This window comes from Providencia sp. PROV141 (genome assembly GCF_028481645.1).
In the GTDB taxonomy this organism is placed as follows: Bacteria; Pseudomonadota; Gammaproteobacteria; order Enterobacterales; family Enterobacteriaceae; genus Providencia; species Providencia rettgeri.
This window is the reverse complement of the sequence record NZ_JAMPPR010000025.1, coordinates 211,852-228,712: the sequence shown is the minus strand read 5'-3', so window position 1 is coordinate 228,712 and position 16,861 is coordinate 211,852. Positions and strand designations below refer to the sequence as shown.

Here is a 16,861-nt window from a genome sequence, read left to right as displayed (position 1 = left end):
TCAAAAAATTCTCGCAAGTGTTTTTTTGCGTTTTTATTTTGTTCGTGTTTTTTTTAGCCAAAAAGGCATTTATAAGTTAAATTTGGTCTGTGGATTGACTATTTCAGCAGCAATTGTACATCTACTCACGTAATATATGTATCTAAGAATTATGCTTTGAGATGAATTATGGAATTAAGTAAGCAACAAACAGCCTCACAAAAAAATCGCTCTTATATTATTGCAGAAAATCTTGGACAGTTGATTTTAACCAGCACCTATTTACCAGACTCTATTTTACCTAGCGAATTAGAATTATCAGAACAATTCCAAGCAAGTCGAACAGCTATAAGAGAAGCAATAAAAATATTAGCAGCAAAAGGCATGGTATTAGCACGCCCCAAAATAGGCACCCGTGTTATGCCTCCTTCAAATTGGAATTTTTTAGACCAAGATCTCTTAACGTGGTGGTCTAATAGTGAAGAGCAATCTGTTGTAATGAAGCACTTTAAAATCGTTCGACTCGCAATAGAACCTCAAGCTTGTTACCTTGCTGCTATACATGCAACAAAAGAACAAAAACAGTCATTACAACTATTAGCCAGTGAAATGCAGTTACTCGCCAAAGAATTTGATAGAGCACATTGGGTAAAAGTTGATTATCATTTCCATTTAACTATTTATAAAGCTTGTGCCAATCCTTTTCTAATTTCTTTTGCTAATTTATTCCGTTCAATTTATCAGCGTTACTTTGATGTCATTACTAATAATGAGGTTATAGAGGTCGAAATTCATCAACAACTTGCCAATGCAATTATTCATGGTAAAAGTACAATAGCACTCGACCTTTGCTATAACTTACTAACAACTACCCAAAAGCAAGACTAGTAAAACAATATCCCATTGAAGCTTTCATTTATTTGTATAGGTAACTGATGTTCAAAACAGCAAAAAATATGTCTGGCCTTCCATGGATTGCGGCAATGGCCTTTTTCATGCAAGCGCTCGATGCCACCATTTTGAATACGGCTTTACCCGATATTGCAAGAAGCCTTGATCACTCACCGCTTGCAATGCAATCAGCTGTAGTTAGCTATACGCTTACTGTTGCGCTATTAATTCCTGTAAGCGGCTGGTTTGCTGATAGATTTGGTACAAGACGTATATTTATTCTAGCGGTTTCCTTATTTTCTCTTGGTTCATTACTTTGTGCCCTTTCGCCATCCTTAAATTTCTTAGTAACCTCTAGGGTTATTCAAGGTATTGGTGGGGCAATGATGATGCCAGTGGCTCGTTTAGCCTTAATAAGGGCTTACCCTCGAAGTGAGTTACTACCAATATTAAATTTTGTCACTATTCCAGGTTTAGTTGGCCCAATATTGGGGCCTCTGTTAGGCGGTATCTTAGTAACCTATGCAACTTGGCATTGGATATTTATTATTAATATTCCTATAGGTGTTTTAGGTATTTTTTATGCCTTAAAACATATGCCCGACTTTAAAATGCCAAAACGTAAATTTGATACGCTCGGATTCTTATTGTTTGGTTTTGGCTTAGTCATGCTATCTGTTAGTTTAGACTTATTTGGTGATAAATCCCTCCCTGCCTCTGTTCCTGCAATTATTGTCTTAGTGGGTTTTCTCTTCTTATTTATTTATGTTCTTCACGCAAGGCGAGTTAAGCATGCAATAATCCCACTAAATCTATTTAAAACACGCACTTTTTCTATTGGGATCAGCGGTAATATCGCAACACGCTTGGGAACAGGCAGTATCCCATTTTTAATGCCATTAATGTTGCAGGTGGGTTTTGGTTATGAAGCCGTTGTGGCGGGAATGATGATGGCGCCACTTGCAATTGGTTCAATCACTGCTAAGTCGGGCGTTACTCGGATCCTGACTAAATACGGCTACCGTAATACATTATTTGTTATCACCATAATTATTGGATTAATGATCGCACAGTTTTCCTTGCAATCACCAAGTATGTCGATTTACCTGTTAATCGTACCTTTATTTATTTTAGGAATGGTGATGTCAGTGCAGTTCACTGCAATGAATACTATTTGCTTGGCTGATTTAACAGACAATAATGCAAGTGCGGGAAATAGTATGTTAGCTGTGACTCAGCAACTATCGATAAGCTTCGGTATTGCAGTCAGTGCTGCAATCTTAAACTTCTATGGTGGGCAACCTAATAGCAATACGGTCGATAATTTTCACTACACTTTTATTACCGTTGGTGTCATTACGCTTATCTCAGCTTTTGTCTTCTTATTATTAAGTAAGACAGACGGTGATAATTTAATAAAAAATAAAACCAAAAAAGCGAAGAATTAATATTTTTTAACCGATTGGCGCTCAATTAGCTCAGGGGTAAGAACCAAAACGCTTGCCTTTGCCTCTGGGTTATCCATACGATAAATAAGTTGGTCAACAGCCTGTTGGCCTAGCTTATCTTTTGGCTGATGAATTGTTGTAAGTGGTGGGATCATATAAGGCGAAAGATCGATATCATCATAACCAATGATTGAAATATCATCGGGCACTTTCAAGCCCTTTTGGTATATCGCTTGATAAGCTCCCACCGCCATCGCATCATTACCTGCAAAAATAGCCTCGGGAGGGGTAGGTAAGCTAAGCAATTTATTCATTGACTCAAACCCACCAGCAAATTCAAAATCACTGAAAATGATATAATCATCATAAATATTAATGCCGCCATCAGTCATGGCTTGAATAAAACCTTGATGACGCGCTCTTGCTGGTGATTTATCTTGAGGCCCTGCAATACATGCAATACGGGTGAAACCTGCTTTAATAAGGTAACGAGTGGCTATTTCCCCACCAAGAAAAGAGTTATCTTGAATAATGTCTCCATCTGACTCGAATGGAGACCAATCCATCATAACCGTTGGCACAGCGGGGTAACGAGCCAAAACATTTTTTGATGGCCCCTGTACTTCAGTGCACATAATCAGTAACCCATCAACACGCTTTTGTAGCAATGTTTCTAAGCTATGATTCATTCGCTGAAGGTCGCCTTCAGTGTTGCACAAAATCAAACTATAACCGCGTTCGTAGCAACTACGTTCTACACCCCGCACTACCTCAGCGTAGAATGGGTTATTACTTGTTGTCAGTAACATCCCAATCGTATTCGTACGATTCATTTTTAAACTACGCGCCAGCGCAGAAGGGGCATAATTTAACTCTTCAATCGCATTTTTAACGCGTACGGTAATGCTCTCGCTGACATAGCGATTTTGATTAATAACGTGAGAGACGGTGGATGTCGACACCCCCGCAAGGCGTGCCACATCTTTCATTGTTGCCACAAGTTAATCCTGTTGAGTCAAAAACTGGTCAATTTCTTTACGCCATGGAACAGAGGGTTGAGCTCCAGGGCGAGTCACCGCTATCGCTGCTGCCGCATGGGCAAAAATAATCGCTTCTTCGTCAGCCTTACCTTCCAGCAGTGCAGTAACGTAAGCCCCATTGAATGTATCACCTGCGGCAATAGTATCCACTGCTTTTACGCGAAATGCAGAAATTATTTTACCTTCTACACCTTTTTCACTATACCAAACACCTCGAGAACCGAGTGTTATCATCACTTTACTAATCCCTTTTTGGTGTAAGGCTTCAGCCGCATCCTGAGCACCTTGATTATCATTAACCGCAATGCCTGTTAAATGTTCAGCTTCTGTTTCATTTGGTGTGATGATATCCACTAATGATAATAATGAATCAGGTAAGGATTGAGCTGGCGCTGGGTTCAAAATGACTATTGTATTGTTTTTCTTCGCTATTTCAGCCGCCATTTGTACTGTTTCAATGGGAGATTCCAATTGCATCAATACCGCACTCGCTTCCACAATTTTTTGCTGATAATCGCCTAACCTTTCCTTGGTAAGTTGCGCATTTGCACCTGCATTGATACCAATCGTATTTTCCCCTTGTTGATTCACATAAATGAGGGCGACACCTGTCGTTTCACCTTCAATGGCATCAATACATTCGGTTTTAATGTTATCGAGAGATAACTGTTTTTTTATACTCGCCCCAATATCGTCATCACCAACACAGGCAATAAATGTTATGTCAGCACCACTGCGACCAGCAGCAACAGCTTGGTTAGCACCTTTTCCACCAAACGCAACTTGGTAATGATCACCCCTAACTGTTTCACCCGGTTGAGGGAAATGCTTAACATTTAATATATGATCAGCATTGATACTACCGAGAACCACCAGCTTTGCTGTACCCATAACGTTTATTTCCTTTTTTGATGACCCAATGAATTGCAAACTAAAATAAACCGCCGCAGTATACCGCAGCGGTTTTTATCTTATTGTTTTACCACTAATTCCAATTCAACCGGAACCGTTGAATCTACTTTTTCGCCTTTTAAGACTTTATCTGCAATCTGTACACCAACAATCCCAATTTGGTCTGGGCGCTGTGCAATAGTTGCACCTAATTTTCCGCCTTCAACGGCTTTGATACCATCATTTGTTCCATCAAAACCGACAACTAGAACATCGGTACGGCCTGCAGTTTGCAGAGCTCTTAATGCCCCTAATGCCATTTCATCATTTTGTGCAAATACCGCTTGAACAGCTGGATGTGCCGTTAACAAGTTCTGCATTACGTTCAAGCCTTTTGTTCTATCGAAATCAGCCGGTTGGCTCGCCAGTAAATTGAATTTGTGCTCTTTCGCACCGGTGTTAAAACCTTCACCGCGCTCACGTGCGGCTGATGTGCCTGAAATGCCTTCTAATTGAATAACTTTAGCCTCACTGCCTGTTTTTTGTGCAATGTAGTCAGCGGCCATCTTCCCGCCCATGCGGTTATCAGAAGCTACATGGCTGACAACTTCACCTTTGTTAGCCGCTCTATCCAAAGTAATTACGGGTATATTCGCTTTATTCGCCATTAATATTGAGTTACCCACCGCATCTGAATCTGTTGGGTTAATTAACATTAATTTTGTACCGCGAACGGTTAAATCTTGTACGTTTGCTAACTCTTTGGCTGGGTTGTCTTGAGAATCTAAAACAATCAGCTCATAACCTAGTTTATCCGCTTCTTTTTGTGCGCTGTCTTTCATCGTCACAAAGAATGGGTTATTCAATGTAGAAATTACGAGTGCAATGCTATCTTTCGCCATCGCATTGACACTAACAGTTGCACTCAGTGCAACTGCCGATAATAACGTTGCTAGTTTGTTCAGTTTCATAATAATTTTCCTGTAGGGTTACTTTTTATTATCAACAAGTACAGCAAGTAAGATGACGACAGCTTTAACAATCATCTGGTAGTTTGACGAAATTCCTAATAAGTTTAATCCATTGTTTAAGAAACCAAGGATAAGCGCACCAATCAATGTTCCGACGATACGCCCCTTACCACCAGCAAGGCTGGTACCACCAAGTACAACCGCAGCGATAGCATCAAGTTCATACCCATTACCTGCCATTGGCTGAGCCGATGATAAACGTGCAACTTCAATGACACTCGCCAATGCCGCTAGCAGTCCACATAAGGCATAAACCGCTATTTTAATGCGATCGACATTTATACCAGAAAGACGGGTAGCCGCTTCATTCCCACCAAGTGCGTAGATGTAACGACCAAGGCGAGTATGGTGCAACATATACCACGCTGCAGCAAAAACGATGATCATCAACCATACAGGGGTAGGAATACCAAATGGGCGTCCAATACCAAACCAACCAAACAAGTCGGCGTTATCACTAAACCCTGTATTGATAGGGCTGCCATCTGTGTAAACTCGTGTCACGCCGCGCAGTAGTAGCATCATGACTAAAGTCGCAATAAAAGCTTGGACTTTTCCTTTTGCAACAATCACGCCTGTACATGCGCCAATTGCGGCACCTAACGCCAACGCCCCCGCAACAGCCACTAACGCATTCACGTCAGCACTAACCATTGAGGCAGCAACTGCGCCCGTTAAGGCTAATAAGGACCCAACTGAGAGGTCAATTCCTGACGTTAAGATAACTAATGTCATTCCAACGGCCATAATGGCATTAACGGAGGTTTGTTGTAAGATATTGAATAGGTTATTAACCGTAAAAAAATTCGGGCTTAATGTTGATACAATGGCAATCAAAACTAATAGTGCGATTAATGATTTTTGCTCCATCAGCCATGCTTTGCTGAACCAGCGTTTTGATGATGCGGTAGTTGAACTCATGCTGATAACTCCTTAACTGAGCCGTAATTTTTACCCACTGCGGCAGCCATTAAGGCTTCCTGAGTCGCGTCTTTAGCAGAAAATTCGCCGCTGATATGACCTTCGTGCATAACAAAAATACGGTCACTCATTCCTATTACTTCAGGCATTTCTGAAGAAACTAAAATGATACTCAGCCCTTCTTTCTTAAATTGATTAATTAGTTGATAAATTTCTTTTTTAGCACCAACGTCAACACCTCGCGTTGGCTCATCAAGGATCAATACTTTTGGCCTTGTCATTAACCCACGTGCAATGGCCACTTTTTGCTGATTACCACCGGAAAGATTGCCAATAATTTGATCCATAGAAGGGGTTTTAATATTAAATAAGCGAATGAAATCACTCACAGTTTGCTGTTCTTCCCCATGTTTGAGGCTGCCACCAGCGCGGCTAAAATAACGTAATGCTGTCAATGACATATTTTCTTTCACTGACATACCTAATACTAATCCATCACGTTTACGATCTTCAGAAATATAGACAATACCGTTAGCTAAGCCGTCTTGAGGCGTTTTTAGTGTGATTTCTTTACCATCAAGAGTGATAACCCCTGTTTTCTTTGCTGCTGCACCATAAATGATTTTCATCAGTTCAGTACGCCCAGCCCCCATCAAGCCAGAAACCCCTAAGATTTCCCCCGCTTTCAAGGTAAAGCTCGCATCAGTAACACCGGGGCCAGATATATTTTGTAATTGCAGACGGATACTCCCTTCAGGCACATCAACTCTTGGATACTGGTCTTCAAGTTTACGACCAACCATCATTTCAATGAGTTTTTCTTCTTCTAATTCGCTCACGGGTTTCTCACCAATAAACTGGCCATCGCGAAACACCGTTACATCGTCGCAAATTTCAAAAATTTCTTTTAAACGATGGGAAATATAAACAATACCGCAACCTTGAGCTTTTAAGTCTTCGATAACTCTAAATAAGGATTCTGTTTCCGTGTCGGTTAACGCATCTGTGGGTTCATCCATAATAATGACTTGTGATTGAAAGCTCAGGACTTTAGCGATTTCCACCATTTGTTGTTCGCCAATAGAAAGCTCTGCAATAGTTTGATGGCTATCATAATAAAGGTTAAGCCGTTTAAGCAGTTTGTCTGACTCACTGAACATTTTTTTCCAGTCAATTTTGCCAAATGCATTAACATACTCTCGACCAAGAAAAATATTCTCTGCGATGGTTAATTCAGGTATCAAGTTAAGTTCTTGGTGGATAATCCCTATTCCTGCTTCTTGGGAGCTTTTAGGGCCGTTGAATGCGACTTCTTTACCTAAATAGCGGATTTGACCGGCATCTTTTTTATAAATACCCGTCAGCACTTTCATCATGGTTGATTTGCCAGCCCCATTTTCCCCTACCAGCGCCATGACTTTTCCTGGGTAGACATTTAATGTCGCCCCATTGAGGGCTTTTACCCCTGGAAATGATTTATCGATCCCGATAAGTTCTAATAAAGGTTGCATAATCACCTCAGAAAGTCACACCAGAACAAAGAATAATGTTAGCGAACGGTGAACATTCTCCAGTGCGGATCACCGCTTTACTGTCATGAGTCAGCTGTTTAAAACGTTCATGGCTGCAATAAATAATTTCAATCGTATTATTTTGGGTGACTTCTAACTGTTGTAAGTGAGCTAAAATAGCGTCTTCCATTTGAGGGTTAATGGTACTGATTTCCTCCGCTAGAATGGCTTTTTCGACTTGCATCTCTTGAGTAATGACACTTAAAACTGACATGAAATCGGGTAAACCTTGTGTAATCGCTAAATCAATGCGCTCCGTTCCTTGAGAAATAGGCAAACCGGCATCAGCAAGCGTTATTTGGTCCGTATGACCTAACTTGGCAATTACAGAGGTAACGTTGGCATTAAGTAAAACACCCTTTTTCATTTTTCACCGCCATTCTAGTAAGCGAAACGTTTCGCTCATGTAATCATAGTAAAGATAAATCACAACTCAATATTGATAGTTGATATTTGTGATCAGTATCGAAACGTTTCGTTCCCATTAGAAAAGCTTAAAAACAATAACTTATTGAATCACTTGTAGCTGAATCGTTTTTTCTTATTTATTGGGGCATATCAAAGAAAAATGGAAAAATAGGTCGCAGTATGTAATAAAAGAAATTGATAGTTTTGATATCAACGCCTCTATTAATAAAAGGAATGAATAATGCAGCTTGCTGAACGAATTGCCCAATTAAGCAATTACCTTGAAAGCGGTTTATATGAACGCCAGCAGGCTATTCGTTTGTGCTTATTAGCCACATTAAGCGGCGAAAGCGTATTTCTATTAGGCCCTCCGGGTATTGCCAAAAGCTTGATTGCACGAAGAATGAAATATGCTTTTCGTCAGGCAAATGCTTTTGAGTACTTAATGACGCGATTTTCAACACCTGAAGAAATATTTGGCCCGCTTTCAATACAAGCGCTAAAAGATGAAGGGCGATATGAACGTTTAACCAAAGGTTATTTACCTGACGCTGAAGTCGTATTCCTTGATGAGATATGGAAAGCAGGCCCTGCCATCTTAAATACTTTATTAACCGCGGTAAATGAGCGCAAGTTCCGTAATGGTGATGAAGAAAAATCCATCCCGATGCGGTTATTAGTCACAGCATCAAATGAGTTACCTGATGCAGATAATAGCCTTGAGGCGCTATTCGACAGAATGCTAGTACGTATTTGGCTGGATAAAGTGCAAGAAAAACAAAATTTTCGCGCACTATTAACAGGAAAATCATCGCTGAATGAATCTCAAATGCCAGAACATTTAAAAATTAGCGATGAAGAGTACCAACAATGGCAACAAGAAATTCCCAAAATTACGCTACCCGATCACTGTTTTGAACTTATTTATCAATTACGCCAACAATTAGATGCTACAGATAAACAACTTTATGTTTCCGATAGGCGCTGGAAAAAAGCAGTTTACCTATTACAAGCAAGTGCTTTCTTTAATGGTCGCAACAGCGTATCTCCTCTAGATCTTGTGTTATTAAAAGATTGCCTCTGGCATGACATGCAATCGATGAAGACTTTACCGCAACTATTACAGTCATTATTACAAGATGATGGCTGGCAGCAGAGAAAGTTGAATCGAGAAATAGAGCAGATTTATCAGCAATGGATGTCATCGACCCAAGACCAAAACAACCAAGACGCATTTAAAGTCAATAAAAACAATGCGATGTTTGCTCGTAAAGCGTCATATGTACTGCCCGAAAATATCAGTGACGGTCGAATTACCCTGTTTTTACATCGTCCACTGCAACTACATAATATGAAAGTGACTTTTGTAACTACTGATAAAAAATCACTGATAACGTTCTTAAATAAAGGAACGACACTATCCGCTCACCTAAATGGGATTGGTTTTGCACAAGACATTGCCGCTGAGGTAAATAATTTAAACCAAATACAGTTATTAGATGTAAGTCATCAATCATCTACTTTATATATTCAAGATAAAGCCTCATCACTCGTGCCAAATACAAATAACCAAGAATGGCTAGACAAACTAGATAAAATTCAAGAAGAAGTTCAAGCCGCACGCTATCAGTTTGAAAAACAGCAGCCCAACTTATTTATTGAATCACACTGGCTTGCAGATATTGAACAAAGCTTCATGAAACTCACGGAAAAACTAAGCCAATTACGTAACCAAATCACAGGTAAAGTGGCTGAATAACGATGATGAGTTTAGCCACACTAGAAATGCTGCTTTCGGTTAATGAAGGTCAATTAATCGAGGAGATAATTATATCTTTGCTAGCAACCCCTCAATTGGCGGTCTTTTTTGAAAAACACCCTAGATTAAAAAAAGCGTTACTAAAAGATTTATCTGGTTGGAAAAAAGATCTCAAACAGCGTATGCAAGATGCGCTCGTTCCTGCTCAACTTTCGGAAGAATTTGAGCTCTATCGTCAATCTCTTGGCATTTCAACCGATGCTTTTTTTATCCAATTACCGAGTGTCATAGCAAAACTTCACCAACTGGATTCCCCTTTTTACCGTGAGGCACATCAGTTACAGAGTGGGAAAATAGAAAATCGCAGTGCAAGGCAATCACTGTTTGTACAAAAATGGCGAGTCAGTTTAATTTTACAAGTGACGACTCTACATAAAGAAATGTTAGAACAAGAAAAAGAACAATTGCTGGCGGAACTACAGCGCCGATTAGCACTAAGTGGCAATTTAGAGGATATCTTAGGTGAAAATGAACATGCTGCTGGCCGGTTGTGGGATTTAACCAAAGGTGTAAACATGACTTCAGCTTATAATGACCAATTATTAAGCCGATACAGTGAATTTTTACGTCAGCAACCTGAATTAGAAAAAATAGCCCAATTATTAGGCCGTAGCCAAACTGCACAAGCAATCCCTGATGATAGCGTGGTGCTAGAACCGATGACTATCATGGAAAAAGTACCTGAAACTGTTCCTGAGCAAGTTAATGGCTTAAATCAAAGTGACGATATTTTACGCTTATTACCTGCAGAACTCGCTATGTTAGGTCTTGAAGATATTGAATTTGAGTTCTATCGAAAATTACTTGAAAAACAGCTTCTAACTTATCGATTACAAGGAGATAGCTGGCAAGAAAGGAAAGTTCTTCGCCCAATAACACATCACCATGATGAAGAACAACCGAGAGGTCCATTTGTTGTATGTATTGATACCTCAGGTTCGATGGGCGGTTTAAATGAACGCTGTGCAAAAGCTTTTTGCCTCGCATTAATGAAAATTGCGCTAGCGGATAACCGTTCATGTCATGTAATGTTATTTTCCACAGAAATTGTGCATTACGATTTACTTTCTATTGATGGTCTAGAGCAATGTATTCGATTTTTACATCAAACATTTAAAGGTGGGACTGATCTTGCGGCTTGTTTGCAAGAAACAGCAATAAAATTGGAATCAAAGCAGTGGATAGATGCAGATGCCGTGGTGATTTCTGATTTTGTTGCTCAGCGTTTACCTGATGAGTTGATTCAAAAAATAAAAACCATGCAAAAGAAAGGTAAATACCGCTTCCATGCGGTATCTGTGTCAAATTATGGGAAACCCAGCATCATGAAAATCTTTGACCATATTTGGCGTTTTGATACTGGGTTAAAAAGCAGGTTGTTACGCCGCTTTAGTCGCTAACTACAGCATACCTTCAACGGATTCTTGCATTTCAGCACCCCATACACCACATTGCACTTGGCCAATGTGTTGGCGTTGAAGAAGTAACATGACTAAGCGCGACTGGCCAATGCCACCACCGATAGTTTGTGGCATTTCGCCTTTGACTAACGCTTGGTGCCATTCTAATTCCATACGTTTTTCATCGTCAGTTAACTTTAATTGACGGGTCAAACACTCCGGACTTACGCGAATTCCCATTGAAGAAAGCTCAAATGCGTCCTGTAAAACAGGGTTCCACACAATGATGTCGCCGTTCAAACCACAAAAACCGTCTTCATTTTTTGTTGTCCAGTCGTCGTAGTCTGGCGCACGAACATCATGTGATTCACCACTAGATAGCTTACCACCGATACCAATTAAGAATACTGCGCCTAATTCTTTCGCGATTGCACGTTCACGCCCTTTCGCATCTAAATCAGGATAGCGCTGTAACAACTCTTCACTGTGAATAAAGTGGATTTGGTCTGGCAGGAACGGTGCCAACCCAAACTCTTTACTTACGGCAGCTTCTGTTTCTTTTATTGCCTTATAGATTTTACCCACTGTCTGCTTCAGATAAGGAAGTGTACGTTCCTCATCTGCCATCACTTTTTCCCAATCCCACTGATCAACATAGACGGAGTGGATTGGGGTTAAGCGATCCTCGTCCGGACGCAACGCTTTCATATGCGTGTATAGACCTTGGCCTTTACTAAAACCGAAACGCCCTAATGTTTTACGTTTCCATTTAGCCAAAGAATGAACCACTTCAAAGGTTGCACCTGGAATTGATTTCACTTTTACTTGAACGGCTTTTTCACTGCCCGATAAGTTGTCTTGAGTACCATCCCCTAAACGGCTTAGGATTGGCCCTTGAACTTCAATTAACCCTAATTCTTTTTCAAGTAAACGTGAGAAATACGATTTCACAAAACTAATTTGTTGCTGATGTTCGATAAATGACTTGTCCATAATTTATTCCCATAATTTGTTAGCTGTGTTAGCTGATGTATAGATTAAGCAACAAAATGAGGTATAAATTCAATATCCACCATTAAAAAAAGCCTTTACTGTTTATTTTGAATAAAAAAACAGGTATAAAAATGATGAATCGTTAAAATGGAGATGAAATAATGCCGGAAAATTATCAAATCGATAATCTCGATCGTGACATACTTCACGAATTAATGGGAAATGCGCGCATACCGTATGCTGAATTAGCAAAAAAATTCGCTGTTAGCCCCGGAACAATTCATGTCCGAGTCGAAAAAATGAAGCAAGCAGGAATTATTAAAGGCACACGTATTGATATAAACCCAAAACAATTAGGTTTTGATGTTTGTTGCTTTATTGGCATTATTTTAAAAAGTGCAAAAGATTACCCAACCGCACTAAAAAAATTAGATGCCTTAGAAGAAGTTGTCGAGGTGTACTACACAACAGGGCAATACAGCATTTTTATTAAAGTAATGTGCCGTTCTATCGATTCTTTACAAGACGTACTTATCAACAAAATTCAGACCATTGATGAGATACAATCCACAGAAACACTGATCTCCTTACAAAACCCGATCTTACGAACAATCAACCCGTAGAAAAAAAATGATATAACCACATTATCCACAGGTAGATCCCAGCTCATTCACAGCGTACAATAGCGGCCTATTATTGTGAAAGAGAATCACCATGACAAAAGTAACCTTAATAAGTGGCAGTACAATGGGCAGTGCGGAGTATGTTGCCGAGCACATGGCAGAGATTTTAGAAGAACTCGGTCATGAAACTGAAATTCAACATGGCCCAGAGCTTGATGACTTAACACTTGAAGGTATATGGCTGGTGGTGAGCTCAACACATGGTGCAGGTGATCTACCTGAAAATATTCAACCTCTTTTTGATTCAATAGAAGAAAACGCCCCTGATCTAAGCCAAGTCCAATTTGGCTCTGTTGGGATCGGTAGCTCTGAATATGACACTTTCTGTGGAGCGATCCACAAAATAGATGCTTTATTAATCAAACAAGGGGCTAAAAGGATCGGTGAATGTTTGGAAATTGATGTCCAACAACACGAAATACCGGAAGATCCCGCTGGGGAATGGGTTAAAATTTGGGCAACCGAACTCTGATTTGATTAAAATACCAGCAGTCAGCTGTGGATAACTCAGGGAATATCCCGGTATTAACCCGTAGTTATCCAGAGTATAAGTTTTTAGGCTCCCAAGGCCTGTGTATAAGTAGCCATTTTGATCCCAGCTTATACGCAAATGGATCACGGATCATTCACAGTATATGATCCTTTACAGTTTTATGATCTTTAAAGTGAAAATCCACTTATCCACAGAAACCAGTGATCCTAATAAAAGATCTAATAAAGAGATCTTTAAATAAAAAGATCTTTATATTATATAAGGGAGAAACCTAAAGCTTGGTCTCTTCCTCAAACTTGAGTAGAATTCTCTCCTCAAATGCACAATCCGCATTTTCTAACGTTTAAGGTCCACACATGTTTTATCCAGAGCAATTTGACGTCATCGTAATTGGTGGTGGTCATGCCGGTACTGAAGCAGCAATGGCAGCTGCACGTATGGGGCGTCAAACCCTATTACTGACTCACAATATTGATACATTGGGCCAGATGTCTTGCAACCCAGCCATCGGTGGGATCGGTAAGGGACATCTGGTTAGAGAAATTGATGCCCTAGGTGGTCTAATGGCCATAGCTACAGACAAAGCAGGTATTCAATTTAGAACATTAAATGCCAGCAAGGGGCCTGCTGTTCGTGCAACCCGAGCACAAGCTGACCGTGTTCTATATCGCCAAGCTGTCAGAATGGCTTTAGAAAATCAGCCTAATTTAATGATTTTCCAACAACCCGTAGAAGACTTGCTTGTTGAAAACAATCGAGTTACTGGGGCAATTACCCGCATGGGCTTAAAATTTAAAGCCAAAGCCGTGGTATTAACCGTTGGTACTTTCCTTGATGGCAAAATTCATATTGGTTTAGAAAATTACAGTGGCGGTCGTGCAGGGGATCCTCCTTCGATTTCACTCTCTCAACGTTTGAGAGAATTGCCTTTACGTGTTAATCGTTTAAAAACAGGAACACCACCACGTATTGATGCAAGAACTATTGATTTCAGTCAGTTAGCTCAACAGCTAGGTGATGACCCAATGCCCGTTTTTTCATTTTTAGGTTCACAAGATCAACATCCACAACAGATGCCTTGTCATATCACCTATACCAATGAAAAAACCCATGATGTGATCAGAAATAACTTGGATCGTAGCCCTATGTATGCAGGGGTTATTGAAGGGATCGGCCCACGTTATTGCCCTTCGATCGAAGATAAAGTCATGCGTTTTGCAGATAAAGACTCACATCAGATCTTCTTAGAGCCAGAAGGCTTAACCAGCAATGAAATTTATCCTAACGGGATATCCACCAGCTTACCATTTGATGTTCAAATGCAAATTGTTCATTCCATGAAAGGAATGGAAAATGCAAGGATCATTCGCCCTGGTTATGCTATCGAGTACGATTTCTTTGACCCTAGAGATCTAAAACAAACGCTTGAGAGTAAATTTATTGATGGTTTATTCTTTGCTGGCCAAATAAACGGTACAACAGGTTATGAAGAAGCCGGGGCTCAAGGGCTATTAGCGGGCCTTAATGCTGCACAACATGCCTTTGGTTTAGACGGTTGGTTTCCTCGTCGTGACCAAGCTTATATCGGCGTTCTCGTTGATGACCTTTGTACTTTAGGGACAAAAGAACCTTACCGTATGTTTACTTCACGTGCGGAATACCGTTTGATGCTTCGTGAAGACAATGCCGATTTACGACTCACTGAAAAAGGCCGAGAGTTAGGCTTAGTTGATGACGTACGTTGGGCTCACTTTAATAAAAAAGTTGAACTGATTGAAAAAGAACGTCAACGCTTAAAAGATATTTGGGTTCATCCTAAATCAGACAACCATACTGAGATAGATGGAATTTTAACCGTTCCATTATCGAAAGAAGCAAATGGGGAAGATTTACTGCGTCGTCCAGAAATGACGTATCAAATGCTAACCTCGCTCAACCTGTTTGCCCCAGGGATTGACGATCCTCAAGCTGCGGATCAAGTGGAAATCCAAGTTAAATACGAAGGTTATATCGCTCGCCAAAAAGAAGAAATCGAAAGACAACTGCGTAATGAAAATACCTTGTTGCCTGTAGACCTCGATTACAAACAAGTTAAAGGGTTGTCGAACGAAGTGATGGCTAAACTGAACGACCATAAACCGACATCTATTGGTCAAGCATCACGAATTTCAGGGATCACGCCTGCGGCAATCTCTATCTTACTTGTTTGGCTGAAGAAACAAGGCATGCTACGCCGGAGCGCTTAACATGGATTTATTATCAAAACTTAATCAATTGCTAGTAAAAACCGATATCGATTTAACGGAAAAGCAAAAACAGCAGTTAGTTGACTATGTTGGGTTATTAGCTAAATGGAACAAAGCCTATAACCTGACTTCGGTACGTGACCCACAACAGATGTTGATCCGTCATATCATGGACAGCATAGTGGTGAACGGTCAACTCAACGGAACAAAATTTATTGATGTAGGAACAGGACCAGGTTTACCTGGCGTTCCTTTAGCTATTGTTCGGCCAGATTCCCATTTTGTTTTACTGGACAGCTTAGGAAAGCGCATACGCTTTTTAAAACAGGTTCAACATGAACTAGGGCTAACGAATATCGAACCTGTTCAATCACGTGTTGAAGAGTACCCGGTTGAAAATGGTTTTGATGGGGTGATTAGCCGCGCATTTGCTTCATTGAACGATATGCTGAGTTGGTGCCATCATTTACCGTCATCTGATGGGCGTTTTTATGCGCTTAAAGGCGTCATTCGTGATGATGAAATAGCGCTACCAGAAGGTTTTGTGATTGAATCTATCACAGAGCTTGAAGTGCCTGAACTTGATGAACAGCGCCATTTGGTTAAAGTTTCTATAAAATAAAGTTGCTTTCTGTCAAAATATTTTGTCTTTTAGAGCGATAGTCGGTGTGTTACAAAGCACCGGCTATTCTTGTTTTTAGCTAAAGAATAAATATTTATATTTCACGTGTTATTTACATGGAAATAACGAATAAGTTTCAAAAATAAGGTGTTGAAAGAAAAAATATAAGGAAATTGGCAATTTTTACTTAATCGATTTAGCTAGATAAATAGTTAATAGTAAAATATTTGATTTATCACTTTTAAATTTAACTTAAAAATCTGCTTCTTTAATTGTTTGATTTACAGATTAAATCTATTTTTTGTTGTCAGTAAAGTTGAAAGAATAAATAAAGAGAATAAAGCTAAATGTGATATTTATCACATTAATGTGAATATATGCAGCAATTCATTAACTATTTATTAATTATTACAGCGACAATTCTG

At 39.8% G+C, this 16,861-nt stretch carries 15 protein-coding genes; 8 read left to right on the top strand and 7 right to left on the bottom strand.

Going from position 1 to position 16,861, the window contains the following annotated elements:
• Nucleotides 1–168: 168 nt before the first annotated feature.
• Nucleotides 169–867: a FadR/GntR family transcriptional regulator gene (locus PSF09_RS17710; RefSeq protein WP_210835525.1), complete on the top strand. Its 699-nt coding sequence runs from the start codon at nt 169–171 to the stop codon at nt 865–867.
• 47 nt (nt 868–914) lie between these two features.
• Nucleotides 915–2,318 carry a multidrug transporter subunit MdtD gene (gene mdtD / locus PSF09_RS17705; RefSeq protein WP_210835523.1) on the top strand — a complete coding sequence of 468 codons (1,404 nt, stop codon included), beginning with the start codon at nt 915–917 and terminating at the stop codon, nt 2,316–2,318.
• Here the strand turns inward: mdtD and rbsR are convergent.
• From rbsR to rbsD, 6 genes are all read right to left on the bottom strand, one after another.
• Nucleotides 2,315–3,316: a ribose operon transcriptional repressor RbsR gene (gene rbsR / locus PSF09_RS17700; protein WP_210835517.1), complete on the bottom strand. Its 1,002-nt coding sequence runs from the start codon at nt 3,314–3,316 to the stop codon at nt 2,315–2,317. The genes mdtD and rbsR overlap by 4 nt on opposite strands.
• Before the next feature lie 3 nt (nt 3,317–3,319).
• On the bottom strand, nt 3,320–4,249 hold the full coding sequence (gene rbsK, locus PSF09_RS17695; RefSeq protein ID WP_272666411.1) for a ribokinase: 930 nt from the start codon (nt 4,247–4,249) through the stop codon (nt 3,320–3,322).
• A gap of 80 nt (nt 4,250–4,329) precedes the next feature.
• A complete protein-coding gene (gene rbsB, locus PSF09_RS17690; protein ID WP_210835513.1) occupies nt 4,330–5,220 on the bottom strand; it encodes a ribose ABC transporter substrate-binding protein RbsB in 891 nt (296 codons plus the stop codon).
• A gap of 18 nt (nt 5,221–5,238) precedes the next feature.
• Nucleotides 5,239–6,201, bottom strand: a complete 963-nt coding sequence (rbsC, locus tag PSF09_RS17685) for a ribose ABC transporter permease (RefSeq protein WP_210835512.1) — start codon at nt 6,199–6,201, stop codon at nt 5,239–5,241.
• Nucleotides 6,198–7,712 (bottom strand): ribose ABC transporter ATP-binding protein RbsA, encoded by a 1,515-nt coding sequence (gene rbsA, locus PSF09_RS17680; protein WP_272666410.1) that lies wholly within the window; start codon nt 7,710–7,712, stop codon nt 6,198–6,200. The genes rbsC and rbsA overlap by 4 nt, the downstream gene beginning before the upstream one ends.
• Nucleotides 7,713–7,719: 7 nt before the next feature.
• Entirely contained in the window at nt 7,720–8,139 is a 420-nt protein-coding gene (gene rbsD / locus PSF09_RS17675) for a D-ribose pyranase (protein WP_004906713.1), read from the bottom strand.
• A 282-nt stretch (nt 8,140–8,421) separates the two neighbouring features.
• Between rbsD and ravA the strand changes: the two genes are divergently transcribed.
• Both ravA and viaA read left to right on the top strand, forming a co-directional pair.
• Nucleotides 8,422–9,939 carry an ATPase RavA gene (ravA, locus tag PSF09_RS17670; RefSeq protein ID WP_272684257.1) on the top strand — a complete coding sequence of 506 codons (1,518 nt, stop codon included), beginning with the start codon at nt 8,422–8,424 and terminating at the stop codon, nt 9,937–9,939.
• A gap of 2 nt (nt 9,940–9,941) precedes the next feature.
• A complete protein-coding gene (gene viaA, locus PSF09_RS17665; protein ID WP_272684256.1) occupies nt 9,942–11,399 on the top strand; it encodes an ATPase RavA stimulator ViaA in 1,458 nt (485 codons plus the stop codon).
• Here the strand turns inward: viaA and asnA are convergent, their stop codons facing one another.
• Nucleotides 11,400–12,392: an aspartate--ammonia ligase gene (gene asnA, locus PSF09_RS17660; RefSeq protein WP_004906722.1), complete on the bottom strand. Its 993-nt coding sequence runs from the start codon at nt 12,390–12,392 to the stop codon at nt 11,400–11,402. It abuts the gene before it with no gap.
• Nucleotides 12,393–12,553: 161 nt separating this feature from the next.
• Here asnA and asnC point away from each other — a divergent pair, with 161 nt between their 5' ends.
• The 4 genes from asnC (at nt 12,554) to rsmG (ending at nt 16,436) form a co-directional block, all read left to right on the top strand.
• Complete coding sequence (gene asnC, locus PSF09_RS17655) at nt 12,554–13,015, top strand: transcriptional regulator AsnC (RefSeq protein WP_004906728.1); 462 nt, start codon at nt 12,554–12,556, stop codon at nt 13,013–13,015.
• A 91-nt stretch (nt 13,016–13,106) separates the two neighbouring features.
• Entirely contained in the window at nt 13,107–13,547 is a 441-nt protein-coding gene (gene mioC / locus PSF09_RS17650) for an FMN-binding protein MioC (protein ID WP_272666407.1), read from the top strand.
• Between the two features lie 377 nt (nt 13,548–13,924).
• Entirely contained in the window at nt 13,925–15,814 is a 1,890-nt protein-coding gene (gene mnmG / locus PSF09_RS17645; RefSeq protein WP_117162961.1) for a tRNA uridine-5-carboxymethylaminomethyl(34) synthesis enzyme MnmG, read from the top strand.
• Between the two features lies 1 nt (nt 15,815).
• Entirely contained in the window at nt 15,816–16,436 is a 621-nt protein-coding gene (gene rsmG, locus PSF09_RS17640; RefSeq protein WP_272666406.1) for a 16S rRNA (guanine(527)-N(7))-methyltransferase RsmG, read from the top strand.
• The last annotated feature ends 425 nt before the right edge of the window (nt 16,437–16,861 follow it).